An 18,807-nucleotide genomic window follows, 5' to 3' on the forward strand; every position below is an offset into this window, starting at 1 on the left:
CGTCATGCTCATCGAAACGCTCGAAAAACAGCTGGCGCTTCATAAAAGCCTGCTTGGGCTGGCTTATGCAAAAAGAGCCGCGATTAAAGAAAACAAGATGGACGAATTGAACCGGATTGTCCGAGATGAACAAAAGCATGTGAGTGCCGTAACCATTTTGGAAAAGCAGCGTAACGCCAGATCAGAAGGCACGGTCATGGAACAGCTGCCGCAGCTTTCAGAAGAGGAACAGAGCCGGGTCTTTGCGCTTCGTGATGAGCTGATGGCGGTACTGGCGGATTTGAGGGCTGCTAACGACTTAAATGCAGAGCTATTGGACCAGTCGCTTCAATTCGTTCACCTGCAGCTGGATTTACTCGCCCCGCAGGACGCAGGAAATTATGCGCCAGAGGGCGATGGGGACGGGCCGTCATCCGGACCGATATTTGATTCGAAAGCATAGGAGAGAAAACGATGACATCAACTTTTATGGGGCTCGAAACCGCAAAACGCGGTATGTTTACACAGCAAAGCGCTCTTTATACAACGGGGCATAACATTTCCAACGCCAACACGCCGGGCTACTCGCGCCAGCGCGTAAACTTTGAAACCACAACTCCTTATCCGGCTGTCGGATTAAACCGACCGAATATTCCAGGACAGATGGGAACAGGGGTCGAAGCCGGATCGGTTCAGCGGATTCGCGAGGGCTTTCTGGATGTGCAGTATCGCAATGAAAACACAAAGCTTGGCTACTGGAGCGCACGTGCCGATGCACTTACGAAAGTAGAGGATATTGTCAACGAGCCAACAACAGAAGGACTGGCGGCGACAATGACGGAACTGTGGAAGTCATTTCAGGATCTGGCCGGCGCTTCGGAAAACGAAGGGGCGCGTGGTGTTGTATTGGAGCGTCTTCAAGCGGCCGCAGACACATTCAACTACATGTCAGACTCTCTGCAAGCGGTGAAAAAGGATTTCGGTAACCAGGCGGGTGTAACCGTTAGTGCAGCCAATTCGGTTATTGAAAAGCTATTTGCGATTAATCAGCAAATTAGCGAGATAGAACCGAACGGGTATTTACCGAATGACTTATACGATGAACGCGATCGGCTCGTTGATGAATTATCCCAATATGTAAATGTGACAACTTCAGCAGAGCCAAGCGGCGGAAACGCACTGCCGATTGCAGAAGGTGTTTATACGGTCAGCATTTTACATGCGGACGGCACGAAAACAAACTTGCTCGACAAAGATTCTTACGCTCTTTTAAGCTTTAGCCAATCGTCAGTTGATACGTCTGTTCCAGCAAACAGCAACCGGGTGGACAGCTTTTATTTGATCGAGCACAACAAGGCAGGCCAGGCAGCAGGAGCCGGAACGGGAATTCCTTTTGCGGATGTAAACGGTACAGCCACATTTCCAAACGGTGAAATCAAAGGGCTGATTGAAGCTTACGGCTATAAAGGAATGAAGGATACAAATGGAGACGGAACAACAGAAGAAGCAACGGTTGGTATCTATCAAAATATGATTGATGAGCTTGATAAATTCGCCTATACGTTTAAAACGCTTGTAAACGATGTTCATAAGCTTGGTTTTGATGCGGAGGGCAATCCAGGAAAAGAAGTGTTCGCAACCGAAGCGGCTGCAGATGGACAGCCCGTTTACACAGGTGCGGCAAGCTCCCTTAGCCTGACAGGGATTACGACGAAGCAGATTGCAGCATCTGCGGTTGGTCCGGATGGAGCCGTCGTCAACATTGGCGATGGGAACAATGCATTGAACCTGTCGAATATTGGTGCGATGCTTTTAATACCGGGGCAGACGGTCGACCTATTAGGAACAGAGCAAGCCCACACAGTTCCTGCAGACCTGCCTATTAAAACAGGATCATTGAATTCGTTTTACGAAGGCGTCATTGGCCGTCTCGGCGTTGATTCCCAGCAGGCATCCCGAATGGAAAGCAATGTAGAGGTATTGCGTTCATCAGTCGTGACAAACCGCGAGTCTGTTTCTTCTGTTTCTCTGGACGAAGAAATGACCAATTTAATTAAGTTTCAGCATGCGTATAACGGTGCGGCACGTATGATCACCGTTATGGATGAAATGCTCGATAAAATCATTAACGGCATGGGTGTGGCCGGCCGCTAATAAGGAGTGAAAAAAATGCGTGTAACGCAATCGATGCTGTCATCTAATATGATGAACAATTTAACGTCCAGTTTATCTCGGCTGGACAAGTTAAATACACAGGTAGCGACACAAAAGAAAATTACCAAACCGTCAGATGATCCGGTTGTGGCCATGAAAGGCATTGTATATCGCCGGAGTCTTGAAGAAGTCGAGCAGTTTCAGCGTAATTTTAATGAAGCTTATAACTGGGTTGAAAATACAGATTCCGCACTCGATAAAGCAAAGCTTGCGATGGACCGGATTCGCGAACTCGTTGTGCAAACGTCCAATGACACGTACGATGCCGAACAGCGTGAAGCAACAAAAGCGGAAGTGGTACAATTAAAAGAGCACCTGGTTGAAATTGCCAACACAAAGTTTGGCGAAAAGTATTTATTTAACGGTACGGCGACAACAACAAAGCCGGTGGAAGCATCGGAAACAGGTGCCACCGTTTCAGCTAACGGGGGAAAAGTCGAGCTTGAATTATCAAAAGGCGTACATATTCAAGTGAATATTACCGCTCAGGAAGCATTTCCAGCCGGGTTATTTGAAGATGTGCAAAAAGTAATTGATACTCTCGAAGACGACACCAAAACAGGCGCTGACCTGAGCGCATTGCTTGATGAGCTGGATGTTCATCTTGCGGATAACTCAACGGCCCGTGCAAAAATTGGAGCCCGTTTTAACCGGATTGAATTAATAGAAGCAAGAGCCAGCGAACAGCAGGTCATAGCGTCTCGGATTTTATCGGAAAATGAAGACGTTGACTTTGAGCAGGTGGTCACCGATTTAACGGTACAGGAAACGGTTCATAAAGCCGCTCTTTCAGTCGGCGCCCGCATCATTCAGCCGTCACTAATGGACTTTCTCCGCTAATAGGAGGTTTTTCGTATGAATATCCCGGCCATTCAAATAAGCACAACACCGGCGAAGCTTGGTATTTCTTCCTCACCCGGCCGCTTGTCCATTGAACAGCCGGCCGCAACCGTTGACTTAAAGCAGCCAAAAGCAGAGGTGCATATTCAGACAACACCCGGCAAGCTGACTATTGACCAGACCCAGGCGTGGGCCGATATGGACCTGAAACATATTTTTACCCGCATTAAAGAAGCCGCCTCAGAAGGACGCCAGAAAGCACTGGAAGGCACCGGCCGCCGTGCAGCAGAAGGGCGCGAACTTGCGGATATTCATAAAAGCAGTAACGCTATTACCATGCAGGCGGCCCGTGCTTCGAACCGGACCCACGAATTGGGCATTGCGTACATCCCGTCTCCTGGCAGTGTGAAAACCAATTATCAGCCGGGCGACGTACAAATTGACGCCCAGGCCCGGCCGGTGGAGAACAACACCCGTGCCAACAAGCCGATTATCAATTATGAGCCAGGCAAAGTCAGCTTTCAGATGAATCAGTATCCGTCCATCCAGTTTCAGGCAGTGAATAAAACGATTTAAAGGATGATCTATGTGAAGATTCAAACGAAATACCACGGTGAACAAACCATTGAACAGAGCGACATTCTTACCTTTTCAAACGGTATTCCGGGCTTTGAAGGAGAAAAGAAATTTGTTCTGCTCGCTTTCCCGGACAATGATGTGTTTTCCGCGCTTCAATCCGTTTCCACACCAGATTTAAGTTTTATTGTCACTGATCCATTTTCCTTTTTTATCGATTACAACGTGAAAATTGATGATGCGACGATCGAAGCGCTATCGATTGAAAGAGAAGAAGACGTGAAGCTTTTCAACATTTTAACCGTACGTGATCCATTCCAGGAAACGACCGCTAACCTGCAGGCACCGGTCGTCATCAACAAAAAAACAAACAGCGGCCGCCAGCTCATCTTAACTGGCACGCCGTACGAAACACGCCACAACCTGTTTCAGGAAAAGGAGGCGTAACCGATGCTTGTGTTAACAAGAAAACCCGGAGAATCGCTCATGATCGGCGACGATATCGAACTTACCATTGTTTCCGTTTCCGGTGACCAGGTTAAGCTCGGCATCAATGCACCGAAGCATGTCGACATCCACCGAAAAGAAATTTATGTACAGATCGGTAATGAAAACAAATCGGCTTCGGCTGGTGTAACAGATTTATCTGGATTATTTAAACTCCCTCCAATGAAATAAATGGATGGGAGTTTTTTGTTGGTGAAATAAATTTATTCAAAAATAATTGCCTCCTCAATAAGAATATAAGTGACTTGCTCTTTCATAAAAGATGTTGAACAAGCAATAACTCTTTCCTTTTTCATTTCAGTTATTTTCTAATACAAGTAAATATCCAAAAATAATCTAAAAGTCTACCTAGTTATTTCACGAATTTGGTAAAAAAATAATTAAAATCTATTAAACATTTCTACACGGAGACGATAATACTAGTGTAAGCAAAAAGGAACAGGGCGGCCGACCTGGAACGGATTGCTGAACAAAAGAAAAACTGTTCACACGGATGTGAACAGCCACACTCAAGGAGGAAAAATCAATGATTATTAATCATAATATTGCTGCGATCAACACGTACAACAAATTCAGTGCTGCTGGTGCAAACCAAGCAAAATCAATGGAAAAATTGTCTTCAGGTCTTCGTATTAACAAAGCTGGAGATGATGCTGCGGGTCTTGCGATTTCTGAAAAAATGCGCGGACAGGTTCGTGGTTTAGACCAGGCATCGCGTAATTCGCAAGATGCTATCAGCTTGATTCAAACAGCTGAAGGTGCATTAAATGAAACACATTCTATTCTACAACGTATGCGTGAACTTGCTGTTCAAGCGGGTAACGATACAAACACAGATAAAGACCGTGGTGAAATTCAAAAAGAAATCAATGAATTGACTTCTGAAATCAACCGCATTGGTAATACAACAGAGTTCAATACACAGAAATTGCTTGATGGCAGTAAAGACGTAGCCACTAGTGGGCAAGCTGCAGTATCTGGATCATCGGGAACAACAGGTGTCTTTAAAATCGCTGTGGGTGACGTTGCATCAGGTGCTCAAAGTATTACAATTGATGGCGAAGCTTTAAGTATAACATTTGCTTCTGGTGGTGCATCAGGTGCGGATGCTACTAAATTAAAAGAAGCTATTTCAGGAAACACTGCCTTAAGTGCTAAATATGATGTTAAAGTAAGTGGTGGTACGAACGTTATCCTGACGCAAAAAACAAACACAACTGCTAGTACCTTAGCAATAAGTGGATCAGCGGCTTTGTCTGGTTCAACAGTTACATCTGGAGCAGCAGCTGTTGCAGCAAAAGCTGAAGTGAAATCAGGGGCTTCACTTCAATTCCAAATTGGTGCAAATGAAAAACAAAGCTTGACTTTAGACATTGCGGATATGCGTTCATCCGCTCTTGGCCTTACTGGAACAGGCTCAGGCTTTGCTAGTGATAATGGTGTGACAAACGGAACAGATAATACAAAAGCTGAAAAGGCACTTGATGTATCCACACATGCCGGTGCAGCAAATGCTGTTACGAAAATTCAAGAAGCAATTGATAAAGTTTCAGCTGAACGCTCAAAACTAGGGGCAACTCAAAACCGTCTAGAGCATACAATTAATAACCTTGGTACGTCTTCTGAAAACCTAACTGCCGCTGAATCACGTATTCGTGATGTAGACATGGCGAAAGAAATGATGAACCAAACGAAAAATTCTATTATGTCACAAGCAGCGCAAGCTATGTTGGCTCAAGCAAACCAACAACCACAAGGCGTATTACAGCTACTTGGTTAATAATAATACTAGATTCATAAAAAAGACCTTAGGAATCATCCTAAGGTCAGACTGTAGACAAACTCGAAGAAATTCGAGTTTGTCTGCAGTCTTTTTATTTTTTACAATAGAAATAAGATATTTTGGCTGAGGTGATGGAAAATGATGACGAGAAACAACCAGACAGAACGAGACCAACTAGAAGTGATTGCACTGGATCAGCTGGTGCCGCAGGACCACCTTGTGCGGAAGTTGGAGGCAGCGATTGATTTCTCCTTCATTTATCCATTGGTTGAAGATTTGTACTCGAAGTTTGGGCGTCCAAGTATAGACCCGGTTGTCCTATTTAAGATGACCTTTATTCAGTATGTGTTTGGCGTCCGCTCCATGCGCCAGACGATCAGGGAAATCGAAACGAATGTGGCATACCGCTGGTTTCTCGGATTTGGTTTCTACACAGAGGTTCCCCATTTCTCTACCTTTGGCAAGAACTATGAGCGCCGCTTCAAGGACACGGATGTCTTTGAGCAGATTTTCTACCGCATCTTGAAAGAAATTGCAGACCGGGGACTACTCAGTGCCGACCATGTCTTCATTGACTCTACGCATGTGAAGGCAAGCGCGAATAAGCGCAAATTTGAAAAGAAAGTGGTGCGCAAGGAGACACGCGCCTACGAGGCAAGGCTCCAGGAGGAGCTAAACCAGGACCGGATTGACCATGGAAAGAAACCATTTCCGCCAGACAAATTTGAAAAAGAGGAAACCAAGGAAATCAAGCAGAGCACGACAGACCCGGAAAGTGGCTACTATGTGAAAGATGAGCGCACGAAGCAGTTTGCCTACTCATTTCATGCGGCGACTGATCAAAAAGGTTTTGTACTGAGCACGATCGTGACGCCTGGAAATGTTCATGACAGCCACATCCTTCAGCCATTGGTGGAAAGCATTATGGAAAAAATCAAAAAGCCGCTTGCCGTTGCAGCGGACGCTGCCTACAAGACACCAGCGATTGCGAGTTTCCTTTTCGAGCACGGCATCCTGCCTGCCCTTCCGTACACACGTCCGAAAACAAAGGAAGGGTTCATGCGAAAAAGCGAATACGCTTATGATGAATACTACAACTGCTATATTTGTCCGCAAGGAGAGATAATGCGCTACACAACAACCACGAAGGAAGGATACCGCCAGTACAAGTCTGATCCGCTGGTATGTGCAAGCTGCCCGCTGTTGACACAGTGTACGCAAAGCCAGAATCATCAAAAGCTGATCCAGCGCCACCTTTGGGAAGGCTGCGTCGAAGAGGCAGATCATCTTCGCCATACATTGGCAGTAAAAGAAATCTATGCACGCCGCAAGGAGACTATCGAGCGTGTCTTTGCCGATGCGAAGGAAAAGCATGGCATGCGATGGACAACCCTGAGGGGACTTAAAAAATTGTCCATGCAGGCGATGCTAACTTTTGCTGCCATGAATTTGAAGAAGCTGGCCTGCTGGACATGGAAAGGTCCAGCAGCAGCCTAAAAATAGGCACTCGCAGAGGGCGGAGTGCACAATTCCTGCTTATTTTGCAATTAATTTTGAGAAAACCTCATTGAAATTTGAAAAGGGACTTGGAATGAGGGCATTCCAAGTCCCTTTTGTCTACAGTCTGACCTTAGGAATCATCCTAAGGTTTTTTTCGATTAGAAGAAGTCTATATTTTATGGAGAAGAAAGCTTGAAGATTAATCGTAATATTTTTTACATATAAAAGTGGAAACGAGTACACTCTTAAGATAACTTCGATATGTCTGATTGAAAGCATAACGGCTTCTAAATCAAGAAGTTATTTTCAAGACTAGTAACTCAGATGATGGTACCACAGAAAAGCAGTACCTGCAAGATATTATTAGGTAGTTTGAACTATAAAAATAAATCATTAATATTTTGTTTTAAAATCAACCCTGAAAATTTCAGGAAAGGAACCGATATAAAAGGTAGCCTATGCTAAAATTTAAAACAACGTATTATTTGGAGGAACCACATTGTGAAGCTTTTGTTTCAAGAACAAATCATTCAGTTTGAGCAAGATTCAACCGTAGAAAAAATCATGGAGCAAATAAATACCTTATTAGGCGATTCCTATTATTTTAGCCATCTTGTTGTAGATGGTATAGAGGTTTATGAGGAACCGGAACACTATTTAAACGAAAACTCTGAAAGTATTGAAAAGCTCCAGTTAATAGCCCGAACAGCGAAGGAGTTTACAAACGATATTTTAGTATCAGCTGAAATGTATTTAAAAGGAGCAGCAAGTGAGCTTGCTAAACTGTCAGACAGCTTTTATAATAATCCTTCTGCAAACAGCTGGAGTAACTTTTCAGATATGCTTGAAGGGATGCAATGGCTGAATCACATAATTAATTGCATTGATCAGATGAACGAAAAACCTCAAAATTGGGATGAGTATTTAAAGCTGGCAGCGGCACTTGAAGTTGAATTGAAAAACTTAGAAGAAGCAGTTGGAAATCGTGATAATGTTCTTATTGGAGACAGCATCCAATATGAAATAATGCCGCTGTATGATGCTCTTGAAACAGAAATTCAGACAACTATCGACACCGAGGGAGCGCGTCATGATGCTAACTGATAACCGCAACTACCTTCGTATTCATCAACGGCCACTTCTTGAAGAACTGACAAAATATGAATCTGTAGAAGAGCCTACTGTTGAAGTTGAACCATCACGCAAAGGTATACCAACTGCTAAAATGATGATTAAAAGTAAAGTTCAATACGTTCATAGTAAATACGATCCTGAATCCGAAGCAGCTAGACTGGTCGAAAAAATTAATGATATACATGCTTATAGTCACGTCCTTTTTATCGGTTCTGGGTTAGGCTATCATATAAAAAGTTTTTTAAAAGAGCACCCAAAGGTTAAAATATCCATTTACGAACCGAATCTGGAAATGCTCATTCAGTTTTTGACTCATCAAAACATAACTGATTTTCCAAAAGGGTCTCTACAAAAAATAATTACTACATCGAAAAAACAAGATTTAAAGCAAGAGATAGAACAACTGCACAAATTAACTGGAACAAAGACATTTGTTTATTTACTGCCTTCACTGACAAAGCTGTATGAAAATGAAGAAAAAATGATTTTAGAGTATGTCAAAGGTTTACTTAAAGAGAAAAGAAGTGAAATGGCAACCAACTTTTCCTTTCAAAAGCGCTGGACGATCAATTCCATTAAAAATTTTCCAAAAGTCTTGCAGACACCCAATATTTTACATGATATTGATAGAGAAGTGTTTAGAGGAAAGCCGGCTATTATTGCCGCAGCAGGGCCTTCGCTCTCTGAAGAGTTTGAGAACCTGCAGTATATTAAAGAAAATGGTTTGGCTTACATCTTTTCAGTTGGATCGGCAATTAATGCACTTATTGAACATAATATCTACCCTGATGCAGCATGTACTTACGATCCAAAAAGTCATAATTATACAGTCGTTGAGGCTATAAAAAATAAAGGAATTAAAGAAATTCCTTTAGTGTTTGGTAGCAGTGTAGGATACGAAACACTCGAGCGGTATCCCGGGAAAATGTTACATATGCTTACAAGCCAGGATACGGTAGCGCCAAGATATATAAATAATCCAGAAAATATCAATGTCGTTTTGGATGCGCCATCGATTGCTGTTGTGACTTTTCAATTATTACAAATGCTTGGATGCAGTCAAATTATTTTAGCCGGGCAAAACTTATCTTTTCAAAATAAAAAAAGGTATGCTGCAGGCATAAACTATGAGCACACTTCTAGTGAAATAAACGATGATGAAGAGCAAAAGCTGATTAGTATACTTGATGTGCACGGAAATGAAGTGAAAACTGATGAAACTTACACAAAAATGCGCCAACAATTGGAGGCGTACATTAAACTTTTTTCTAATCTTGAAGTAATTAATACAACAAATGGTGGAGCGCGAATAGAGGGCACGACCTTCATGCCGATGAGTCAGGTTATACAAGAGAAGTTAAGAGATAGACAAGTTGTGGGAAACTGGTATAAAGGAACAAATCAGTACGATTATCATTTTGTTCAACGGCAAATGAACAAAATGAACATTCAGCAAAAGGCCTGTGAGATATCTATTGAGCAAGCATTTAATGAGTTAAAAGAAATCGATAAGCTTGTTAAGTTAAAACGTACTACACAATTAGAAAGAAGCTTTATCCGATTTGATCGATGTTTTAGTGAACTGCGAGAAAACTTATTTTTCAAGTCATTCATTGAACCAATGGTGCGTATTCATCATAAACTTCTCTCAGAAAAAAGCCAGGAAGTTCGATTTGAAAAAGATTTAAAAGTAAAAGGTGAGACAATCGTTCACATATTTTTGAGTTTTCTTATTGACTGTCAGAAACATATAGAAGCCATTATGCCATATATTCAAGAAATGAACGAGGAAATAGAAAAAGTAACTAAAGAAAATAAATGATACTCCAAATGCTGTAAGGAAAAGCCATACTAGTAACTAACGAAACAGGTTCGTTCGGATAGAAATTTATTAAAAAGTGTTTGAACAGGCGTGAAAAAAAGCCATCGTTTTCAGTCGTGATGAATTGAAGCAATATGAAACGGCTCAGGAATTTACTGATCCGCGCATGCGTTTCTTTATTAGGGATATGATAAATAAAGAACGCTTGTATCGTGCATTTGATGGAGTGGATATTGTTATTCATGCAGCCACATTAAAGTATGTATTGCATGTGAATATAATCCTTTTAAAGCAGTTAAAACAAATATAAATGGTGCTCAAAACATTGAAGAGGTTGCCACTGATAGAAAAGTGGAAAAAGCTATTGCACTTAGTACAGATAAAGCGGCAAGCGCGGTAAGTTTGTTTGGAGCGATAAAATTAGCTTCTGATAAATTATTTGTAGTTACAAATTTCTATGTTGGCGAAAGAGACATGAAATTCTCTGTTATCCGTTATGGAAATATGGTAGGCAGCCGAGGCTGTGTTTTACCATTTTTAAAAAATGAAGGAAACAGGCCGCTTACCTATTACAGATAAGCGCATGAACCGTTTTTGGATTACATTAGATCAAGGAGTGGGATTTGTTCTGGATAACATTAAAAGAATGTCTGACGGTGAGGTTTTTATGCCGAAAACCCGCATATCTTTACGTTTTATGGCTTCCCTAATTCTGTTTGGCTCAGCCTTTATCGAATAAACCTAATCGAATCGTTTAATAAACAGATCGAGAAATATTACGAAGCGCAAGGAGCGCTTTCTTGTTTCATAGTTTGAAGACTACAACCAGTGTTTCGCTTTGCGGTGCCACATTGATTTCGACCAGGCGCGAACAGTGCGCGCAATCATGTTTAATTAAAAATAATTAAAAAAGCTGATTAAATGACAGCTTGCAGGAAAAGAAATTCTTCATTTATACAAAATTATTGGCGATTTCCATCGCGTAATCAAAATTTTTGTTAATTAATGAAAATAATATATAAAAGAGTGACAATATGGATAAACAAGTAAATGAAATCTTGAAAATGTACAACAAGTTAAATAAGAATATTGAGATTGCATTAAATGAAGGAAAGTTAAAAGAGGCGGAGTTGCTCATTAGTGATTATAAAATATTTAGCAAGGACAAAGATATTTATACACAAAAAGCCATTCTGTATTTTCAAAAGCAAGAAAATAATAAAGCTATAAAAATATTAGAAGAAGGACTTAAAAAGCATCCATTCAGCTACGATATTAACTTTAATCTAGGTTTTATTTATAGTGAAATTGGACAACGATCTGAGGGGTTTAAATATTACTTGTATGCTGCTAAATATGCTATATCGGCAGAGCAACAAAAAAATGCCATTCAAATGGCACAGGGCATTGTAGATAGAGCAAGTAAAAGAGGAGATCCTAATTTCAAGAATTTCGAGCAAAAAGTAGATGAATATCAGCAAGTTTTACAAGAAGTTGATGGGAGAATTTATCCACTAGACTATAATAGAAAAAGCATGATCCGAAAAGTTCAAAAAGCTGAAAATCATCAACAATACTTAGTGAATATGTATAAATCGTACTCTGTTCCTGACGTTGATTTAACTAGCCGGATGTTTTTTAAAAGTGAACTAATCAAGGGGACAGAAGTAAAAAATAAAACAACCCTTCAACTTGAGTTTCCTTCCGTAATACCTGTTTCTTTGATTCACCCTAATACAAGAATCGAATTTTTGATGGAAGAAGATAAATTTGTATTTAATAAGGGCGATTTAAGCCACAATAAATTTCATTATATCAATATTGATAAGCCGGGTAAGTTAATTATTAAAGCTGACAACAATATTTTTGTCGGAAATCCAATAGAAAGAACTGAGCCGGCAGCCGAAAAAAAAGTTGTTTTAAAAATATTTGTAGATGGGTTGTCCATGAAGTTCTTGGAGCAAGAAGGTTTGGAAAAACTTATGCCTAATACATACCGATTCTTTAAGAACGGATTTATTTCAACGAATTGTTATGGCACAAGTGAATGGACTTTGCCTTGTAAAGCGAGCGTTCATACAGGGAACTATGCAACTAAGCACAAACTGCTACACCCTAATTTTAATTATCCATTTGAAAAGTATAATAAGCTCATGGCTGAGTATTTTAAAGAAGCCGGATACCTAACAGCTAATATTAGTTCGAATTGGCGAATAACACCTACCTTTGGTTATTACAAAGGGTTTGATCGGATTATTTATCAAAACTTTTTGGGTGGAATGGATTGTAAGGACATTGTGATGGAAACAATAGAGCATTTAGAGAGTTTTAAGTTTAAAAATAATTTTTTGGCTATTTCCATGACAGACCTGCATAATGTGCCCGATGAAATAGAGAATCATTTGATGGCCGAAGTAAATACAGACATTTCTTATCGAGTAAATACAAACAATAAAGGAATAACGTCCGTTCAAACAAAATACGATGAACATAAAATTTATAAATATGGTTTAGAAATCAAGCGTGTAGATACATTCTTAGGTACACTATATGATTATTTAACTAAAAACTATAGTGAAGATGAAGTAGTTGTATTATTGCACTCGGATCACGGGCAATCCTTTTTGGAAAATAAAAATAGTATTTTGCACGACAGCAGGATTAAAATTCCTATGATGATTAAGGGGACTGGTGTTCCTGAAGGGTCTTCCGACGAGATTATTGAAATGATTGACATACTCCCTGTTCTACTGAAAACAAATAGGCTTGATATTCCTGAGAATATTGATGGAAAGCTGCCAAAAATTTTTGGAGGAGAAAATGAAAGAGATTATTCAATAGTACAAGTTATTCATCCGGGGCAGCCTTACAGAGCAATTATTAAAGATAAAGAACACAATTTTCATTTTGAAACCAAAGAAATTGTTAAAAATGATTTAACTATTTATATTGAGGACTATCAATCTTCTTTAATAGATCAGTTGACTGGCAAAGATGTAACAAACGTAAGTAAAGACATAAAAGAGAAATATGAATCGATTATTTTCAATCATATTAAAGAATTTATCAGGTGGGACAAATAAGGTTGGGAAGAAGATAGGAAACAGTAAGTTCATGGATTTTAAGTTGTTAATGAATAATAAAAATAGGAGGGGATAAGTTGGACGTTTTGATTTTTATCGAACAACTTAAAAAGGTTAGTGGTGATTTTTTTACAGGAGTTCCAGACTCACTGTTAAAACCGTTATGCAATTATTTAATGGATCATTACAGCATATCTAATAAGCATATCATTGTGGCCAATGAAGGAAACGCTGCTGCAATTGCAGCAGGGTATCACATGGCTACTGGTAAAGTCCCTTGTGTGTATCTTCAAAATAGTGGTCTTGGAAACCTTATTAATCCTGTAACTTCTTTATTGAATAACAAAGTGTATGGAATTCCTTGTGTCTTTATTATTGGGTGGAGAGGGGAACCGGGAGTACCTGATGAGCCACAGCACATATTTCAAGGCGAAAATACATTGGATATTTTAAAAACTGTTGATATTGATTATATGATCTTTGATAAAAATACTACTGAAAGTAAAGTTGAAGAAAAGATGGCTGAATTCCAATACTTACTTAAGGCGGGTAAAAGCGTAGCTTTTGTAATGAAGAAAGATGCCTTATCCTATAACAAAAAAGTAGTATATGAAAATAAATACGCAACTTCCCGTGAAGAAATTATTCATATCATTACTGATGCAGCAAAAGAAGATATAGTGGTTTCCACAACTGGCAAGACCTCCAGAGAATTGTTTGAAATAAGAGAACAAAAAGGACAGCCGCATAATCATGATTTCCTTACAGTAGGTTCTATGGGACACAGTTCTTCTATTGCTTTAGGTATTGCTTTAAACAAGCCTAGGACGAGAGTTTGGTGTATAGATGGAGATGGATCTGCTTTAATGCACCTGGGTTCTATGGCGGTTATCGGAGGTCAATCTCCAAATAACTTTATTCATATAGTCATTAATAATGAAGCTCATGAATCTGTAGGTGGACAACCTACTGTTGCGAAGAGTATAAATTTTAAGCAAATTGCTTTAGGATGCGGCTATAATGAAGCTCATTGTGCGGAAACTATAAATGATTTTAAGAATGTTCTTTCAGAAGTAGAGGAAAAAAAGGGACCTATTTTCATAGAAATAAAATCAGCAATAGGATCAAGAGGGAATTTGGGGCGGCCAACGAAAACGCCAACTGAAAATAAACAAGCCTTTATGAAGTTTCTTGCGGAGTGTAATGCATGAAAGCTTTAATTCTTAACTCAGGTATGGGTAGGAGAATGGGAGATTTAACAAAGATAAAGCCGAAGTGTATGACTGAAATCAAACAAGAGGAGACTATACTGAGTCGGCAGTTAAGGTTATTAGAAAATTTAGGGGTAACTGATGTAGTGATGACGACGGGCCTCTTCGATAAAGTGCTTACTGGTTACTGTAGCTCATTGGATGTTTCACTAAATTTTACTTTTGTAAAGAACCCTCTATATGATAAAACAAATTACATTTACTCTATATATCTTGCGAAAGATTATCTAGTTGACGATATTATAATAATGCATGGTGATCTTGTTTTTGATATTCGGGTTTTAGAGAATATGTTAAAAGAAAGAAATAGCTGTATGGCTATAAGTACATCGCAACCATTACCTCAAAAAGATTTTAAAGCCGTTATTAAAGATAATTTAATAAAAAAAATCGGTATCGAATTTTTTGAAAATGCTGTAGCAGCACAACCGCTTTACAAGATCAATAAAAAAGAATGGGCAGTATGGTTAGAGAGCATCAGGTTATTTTGTGAAAAAGGACAAGTAAGTTGTTACGCTGAAAAGGCTTTTAATGAAGTGTCAGCTAATTGTGCAGTTCATCCAGTTGATTTTAAGGATCAATTATGTGCAGAAATTGATAATCCAGAAGATTTAAAATTAATAAAAGATATTTTATCTCAATCAAAATAGTAAACATATAAAGGGACGAATACATCATGACTGAAAGAAAAAAAACAGTTTATATGAGTTTTAGTACGGATTTGATTCATGGGGGCCATACGACAATTATTCAAAAAGCAGCTGAGCTTGGAGAGTTAACTATAGGAATGTTGACAGATGAAGTAGTAGCGAATTATCGCCGGTTCCCTGTGTTAAATTACGAAGAAAGAGTGAAGCTTCTTGAAAGTATTAAAGGTGTAGCTAAAGTTATTCCGCAAAAAACACTTAGCTATAAAGAGAATTTACGTATGCTCAAGCCTGACTTCGTAGTTCATGGTGACAACTGGGTAAGGGGTTTTCAAAAATCGATTAGAGAAGAAGTAAAGCAAACTCTTTTGGAATATGGTGGAGAACTTGTTGAATTTCCATATTCAGAAAATGAAGAGTACCAAAAACTAGAGCTTAGCCAAAGAGAGCAGCTTGCTATGCCAGATGTACGTAGAACAAGGCTTAGAAAATTACTTGAAATGAAACCGTTAGTAAGCGTAATTGAAGCCCACAGCGGTATCACCGGATTAATTGCTGAAAAAACAACAGTATTAAAAGGCGGGGAAACGAAGCAGTTTGATGCAATGTGGTGCTCTAGCTTATGTGACTCAACTTCTAAAGGGAAACCGGATATTGAGTTGCTAGATATGTCGAAGCGTCTGCAAACAATCGATGAAATTATGGATGTTACCACAAAACCTATTATTGTCGATGCTGATACTGGTGGATTGACAGAACACTTCGTATATAATATAAAAACATTAGAGCGCATGGGCGTATCGGCAGTCATCATTGAAGATAAAACGGGACTCAAGAAAAATTCACTTTTTGGTACGGATGTTGAACAAACTCAAGACAGTATAGAAAATTTTTGTGCAAAAATTAAATCCGGGAAAGCTGCGTTGAAAACAAAGGACTTTTTCTTAATCGCAAGAATTGAGAGCTTAATTTTAGAAAAAGGTATGGACGATGCCTTGAAAAGAGCCTTTGCATACGTAGAGGCGGGAGCCACTGGAATCATGATCCATTCGAGAAAAAAAGATCCGGAAGAAATATTCGAATTCTGTGAAAGATTCAGGAGGAAAGATTCAACTACACCATTAGTTGTCGTTCCATCTTCTTTTAACAGTGTAACTGAAGAAGAATTTGCTAAACGTGGTGTTAATATTGTGATTTATGCGAATCAGTTAACACGCAGTGGGTTTCCAGCTATGCAGAAGGTTGCAGAATCTATTTTAACAAATGAAAGAGCTAAAGAAGCTGATGATATGTGCATGTCAATTAAGGAGATTCTTACACTAATTCCGGAAGATTATTAAATGTAACAGCGTCAGAAGTAATTGTAATAAGACCAAAATTATTCTAAAAATAGAAGTTGTAGAATGTAGATGCTTAAAGGAGAAGGATATGGAATATCAATCATTCTGTAATACAGAAATTTTATTTTCTAACATGCAAGAACTTGAGCAGACACTCCTTTCCTTAAATAAATCAAACATTGTGTTAGTAATGAGTGAATCATCAGTTTTAAGATGGGGCATGAGTACAGTTATTAAAAAGATAAAAATGAATTGCGAAAAGCTTAATGGTAGACTAACTTGGATAAAGGAAGTAGCTGCTAATCCAACACAAAAAGATATTGTAAAGTCTCTCAAGCAAATTGGAAATAGAAAACTTGGAATCATAATTGCTTGTGGAGGTGGCAGCGCTATAGATCTTGCAAAAGGAATAAGTGCTTTCCACAACAATTATAAAAATGATAAATGTACAATTGATGAGATTACAGATAGAATAAAAAATAAGAAGTATAGTGATAATGAATTTGTGGATATCATAGCCGTGCCAACCACAGCAGGAACTGGCTCTGAGGTTACTCAATGGGCTACTATTTGGGATGAAAATAAGCATTGTAAATTCTCAATTGATTCACCGCAACTTAAGCCTAAAAAGGCAATTATAGTGCCAGCGTTAACATTAACAGTATCTCCTAAAATGACATTGTCTACTGGTTTGGATTCGATGTGTCAAGCGATAGAGGCTTACTGGTCTAAACATACTACACCGATTGTTCAAGAAATTGCTTACAGATCTGTAGAATTAGTAATTCGAAATTTACAGAAATCAGTAGAAGAACCTAATGACATTGTTAGTAGAGAAAATCTTTGTAGAGCCTCTATATTATCAGGGTTAGCTTTTTCCCAAACAAGAACAACAGCCTGCCACTCTATCTCTTATCCATTAACTATTCTATACAATATACCGCATGGCTTAGCTGTATCAATTACTTTGGATAAGGTAGCTAAAATTAATGCGGGTCATTTCCCTAACGATAAGCAATTATTCTCTCTATTTCATGAGTACGGAGGAATAAAAAGTTGGTTAGACACAGTTAGTAAAGACATAGTTACTATGAGGTTGTCCACGTTTGGAATAATAGAAGATGATCTTTCGGTGATTATTGATAATGCTTTTACAAGTGGAAGAATGGATAATAATCCTGTAGACTTAACCAAAAATGACGTAAAAAGGATTCTTGAATCAATAATTTGAATAAGATAAACACAGCGATTTATAAACTACCATAAGCAATTCAAAGTAATACTTATAGAAAGTTCGCAAGCTAAGAAAGAACCTAAAAAGTATCTAAATAACCTTTATTTAAATCCAATTTGGATGCTTATATATTTATTCAAATCTTTGGTTGAAATAAGAAGGCCAAGTACAGTAAGAGAAAATTATGTTAAATTTCGGTCCTGGCTCAGCCAGGACCCTTTTTTTTATAAGTAAAAAGCTGAATTGAACAGGTTGTATTCTTTTTTTATTTCCTTTGAAACCAAGCGGTCACGAGCAGTGACACAATCAGCATCAATTCAAACATATTCGTAACAGCCCCGCTCTCAATAGGCATCTTCACGGCACTCCCCACAATCATTACAAGCGAGCCAACGAAGAACCAAATCCATCCTTGCTTTCGCCAAACCACAATGGAAGCAACCAGCAGCACTAGTGAAACAACGAGGACCATAAGTGGCGGCCCGCCCGATAGCTCGGCACTCGTATAGCTCAATGTTCTATATTCCCATCTTGGTTCAAGGGAAAGGCCAAATACTTCTGTAAACAGTTCAAACAAAACAAGCGCCACGGTGAGGAGAATAGCCGCCCATTGAAACCAGGCTGTCTTCGCCCAGGAGACGTCCGCTTGTTTTAATGCCATCCACGCATACAACACGAGCAGCGGGGTAAAAAAGGCATGCAGCCAGAACCGGGCAGCATTCAACCCTTCTAAAAAAGACCCTTCACCAATGAAGCGCCCGGTGGCAATAATGCCATTGTCGTAAATGAGGCCGGCTATGACGGGGAGGAGAATGGCAGCACTCAAGACTCGGTGCTTTTTAAATAGATAAAGTGCAAGAATGAAGAGAACGAGGTA

At 39.3% G+C, this 18,807-nt stretch carries 16 protein-coding genes and 2 pseudogenes; 17 read left to right on the forward strand and 1 reads right to left on the reverse strand.

The features are described from left to right. Positions 1 to 4: 4 nt before the first annotated feature. The 17 genes and pseudogenes from VP97_RS01330 (at position 5) to VP97_RS01410 (ending at position 17,927) form a co-directional block, all read left to right on the forward strand. The gene (locus VP97_RS01330; RefSeq protein ID WP_050179817.1) at positions 5 to 442 is read left to right on the forward strand and encodes a flagellar protein FlgN; all 438 of its coding nucleotides are present in this window, start codon (positions 5 to 7) and stop codon (positions 440 to 442) included. Between the two features lie 11 nt (positions 443 to 453). Further along, positions 454 to 2,133 (forward strand): flagellar hook-associated protein FlgK, encoded by a 1,680-nt coding sequence (gene flgK / locus VP97_RS01335; protein WP_050179819.1) that lies wholly within the window; start codon positions 454 to 456, stop codon positions 2,131 to 2,133. A gap of 15 nt (positions 2,134 to 2,148) precedes the next feature. Continuing rightward, positions 2,149 to 3,033, forward strand: coding sequence for a flagellar hook-associated protein FlgL (gene flgL, locus VP97_RS01340; RefSeq protein ID WP_050179821.1), 885 nt, complete (start codon positions 2,149 to 2,151; stop codon positions 3,031 to 3,033). A 15-nt stretch (positions 3,034 to 3,048) separates the two neighbouring features. Beyond that, positions 3,049 to 3,609: a DUF6470 family protein gene (locus VP97_RS01345; RefSeq protein ID WP_050179822.1), complete on the forward strand. Its 561-nt coding sequence runs from the start codon at positions 3,049 to 3,051 to the stop codon at positions 3,607 to 3,609. A 12-nt stretch (positions 3,610 to 3,621) separates the two neighbouring features. Then, the gene (fliW, locus tag VP97_RS01350) at positions 3,622 to 4,056 is read left to right on the forward strand and encodes a flagellar assembly protein FliW (protein ID WP_050179824.1); all 435 of its coding nucleotides are present in this window, start codon (positions 3,622 to 3,624) and stop codon (positions 4,054 to 4,056) included. Between the two features lie 3 nt (positions 4,057 to 4,059). Then, positions 4,060 to 4,287: a carbon storage regulator CsrA gene (gene csrA / locus VP97_RS01355; RefSeq protein WP_050179826.1), complete on the forward strand. Its 228-nt coding sequence runs from the start codon at positions 4,060 to 4,062 to the stop codon at positions 4,285 to 4,287. A 355-nt stretch (positions 4,288 to 4,642) separates the two neighbouring features. Next, entirely contained in the window at positions 4,643 to 5,896 is a 1,254-nt protein-coding gene (locus VP97_RS01360) for a flagellin N-terminal helical domain-containing protein (protein ID WP_050179828.1), read from the forward strand. A gap of 141 nt (positions 5,897 to 6,037) precedes the next feature. Further along, positions 6,038 to 7,396: an IS1182 family transposase gene (locus VP97_RS01365; protein ID WP_050179829.1), complete on the forward strand. Its 1,359-nt coding sequence runs from the start codon at positions 6,038 to 6,040 to the stop codon at positions 7,394 to 7,396. A 504-nt stretch (positions 7,397 to 7,900) separates the two neighbouring features. Next, the gene (locus tag VP97_RS01370) at positions 7,901 to 8,503 is read left to right on the forward strand and encodes a hypothetical protein (RefSeq protein WP_050179831.1); all 603 of its coding nucleotides are present in this window, start codon (positions 7,901 to 7,903) and stop codon (positions 8,501 to 8,503) included. After that, positions 8,490 to 10,355, forward strand: a complete 1,866-nt coding sequence (locus VP97_RS01375) for a motility associated factor glycosyltransferase family protein (RefSeq protein ID WP_050179832.1) — start codon at positions 8,490 to 8,492, stop codon at positions 10,353 to 10,355. Before VP97_RS01370 ends, VP97_RS01375 begins: the two co-directional genes overlap by 14 nt. A 124-nt stretch (positions 10,356 to 10,479) precedes the next feature. Continuing rightward, positions 10,480 to 11,094, forward strand: a pseudogene (locus VP97_RS23075) (polysaccharide biosynthesis protein). Continuing rightward, positions 11,025 to 11,253: pseudogene (locus VP97_RS24165) on the forward strand (IS256 family transposase); the annotation flags it as partial. The pseudogenes VP97_RS23075 and VP97_RS24165, both read left to right, overlap by 70 nt. 136 nt (positions 11,254 to 11,389) lie before the next feature. Continuing rightward, on the forward strand, positions 11,390 to 13,438 hold the full coding sequence (locus VP97_RS01390; RefSeq protein ID WP_050179837.1) for a sulfatase-like hydrolase/transferase: 2,049 nt from the start codon (positions 11,390 to 11,392) through the stop codon (positions 13,436 to 13,438). Between the two features lie 77 nt (positions 13,439 to 13,515). Continuing rightward, on the forward strand, positions 13,516 to 14,649 hold the full coding sequence (aepY, locus tag VP97_RS01395) for a phosphonopyruvate decarboxylase (protein ID WP_050179839.1): 1,134 nt from the start codon (positions 13,516 to 13,518) through the stop codon (positions 14,647 to 14,649). Continuing rightward, entirely contained in the window at positions 14,646 to 15,359 is a 714-nt protein-coding gene (locus VP97_RS24325) for a phosphocholine cytidylyltransferase family protein (protein ID WP_050179840.1), read from the forward strand. Before aepY ends, VP97_RS24325 begins: the two co-directional genes overlap by 4 nt. A gap of 26 nt (positions 15,360 to 15,385) precedes the next feature. After that, positions 15,386 to 16,696: a phosphoenolpyruvate mutase gene (gene aepX / locus VP97_RS24330; RefSeq protein WP_050179842.1), complete on the forward strand. Its 1,311-nt coding sequence runs from the start codon at positions 15,386 to 15,388 to the stop codon at positions 16,694 to 16,696. A gap of 88 nt (positions 16,697 to 16,784) precedes the next feature. Further along, positions 16,785 to 17,927: a phosphonoacetaldehyde reductase gene (locus VP97_RS01410; RefSeq protein WP_050179844.1), complete on the forward strand. Its 1,143-nt coding sequence runs from the start codon at positions 16,785 to 16,787 to the stop codon at positions 17,925 to 17,927. 268 nt (positions 17,928 to 18,195) lie between these two features. On the opposite strand, the gene VP97_RS01415 is transcribed toward VP97_RS01410, so the two are convergent. Next, a complete protein-coding gene (locus VP97_RS01415) occupies positions 18,196 to 18,756 on the reverse strand; it encodes a hypothetical protein (RefSeq protein ID WP_245629810.1) in 561 nt (186 codons plus the stop codon). Positions 18,757 to 18,807 lie beyond the last annotated feature (51 nt).

The sequence above is a fragment of the Domibacillus robiginosus genome, from assembly GCF_000966195.1.
Taxonomy (GTDB): domain Bacteria; phylum Bacillota; class Bacilli; order Bacillales; family Domibacillaceae; genus Domibacillus; species Domibacillus robiginosus.

What these genes read in the sequence shown, in the direction of transcription:
- csrA (WP_050179826.1), top strand. Translation starts at nt 4,060, where the DNA reads ATGCTTGTGTTAACAAGAAAACCCGGAGAATCGCTCATGATCGGCGAC.
- VP97_RS24325 (WP_050179840.1), top strand. Translation starts at nt 14,646, where the DNA reads ATGAAAGCTTTAATTCTTAACTCAGGTATGGGTAGGAGAATGGGAGAT.
- VP97_RS01330 (WP_050179817.1), top strand. Translation starts at nt 5, where the DNA reads ATGCTCATCGAAACGCTCGAAAAACAGCTGGCGCTTCATAAAAGCCTG.
- VP97_RS01410 (WP_050179844.1), top strand. Translation starts at nt 16,785, where the DNA reads ATGGAATATCAATCATTCTGTAATACAGAAATTTTATTTTCTAACATG.
- VP97_RS01365 (WP_050179829.1), top strand. Translation starts at nt 6,038, where the DNA reads ATGATGACGAGAAACAACCAGACAGAACGAGACCAACTAGAAGTGATT.
- flgK (WP_050179819.1), top strand. Translation starts at nt 454, where the DNA reads ATGACATCAACTTTTATGGGGCTCGAAACCGCAAAACGCGGTATGTTT.
- VP97_RS01390 (WP_050179837.1), top strand. Translation starts at nt 11,390, where the DNA reads ATGGATAAACAAGTAAATGAAATCTTGAAAATGTACAACAAGTTAAAT.
- aepX (WP_050179842.1), top strand. Translation starts at nt 15,386, where the DNA reads ATGACTGAAAGAAAAAAAACAGTTTATATGAGTTTTAGTACGGATTTG.
- VP97_RS01360 (WP_050179828.1), top strand. Translation starts at nt 4,643, where the DNA reads ATGATTATTAATCATAATATTGCTGCGATCAACACGTACAACAAATTC.
- flgL (WP_050179821.1), top strand. Translation starts at nt 2,149, where the DNA reads ATGCGTGTAACGCAATCGATGCTGTCATCTAATATGATGAACAATTTA.
- VP97_RS01345 (WP_050179822.1), top strand. Translation starts at nt 3,049, where the DNA reads ATGAATATCCCGGCCATTCAAATAAGCACAACACCGGCGAAGCTTGGT.
- VP97_RS01375 (WP_050179832.1), top strand. Translation starts at nt 8,490, where the DNA reads ATGATGCTAACTGATAACCGCAACTACCTTCGTATTCATCAACGGCCA.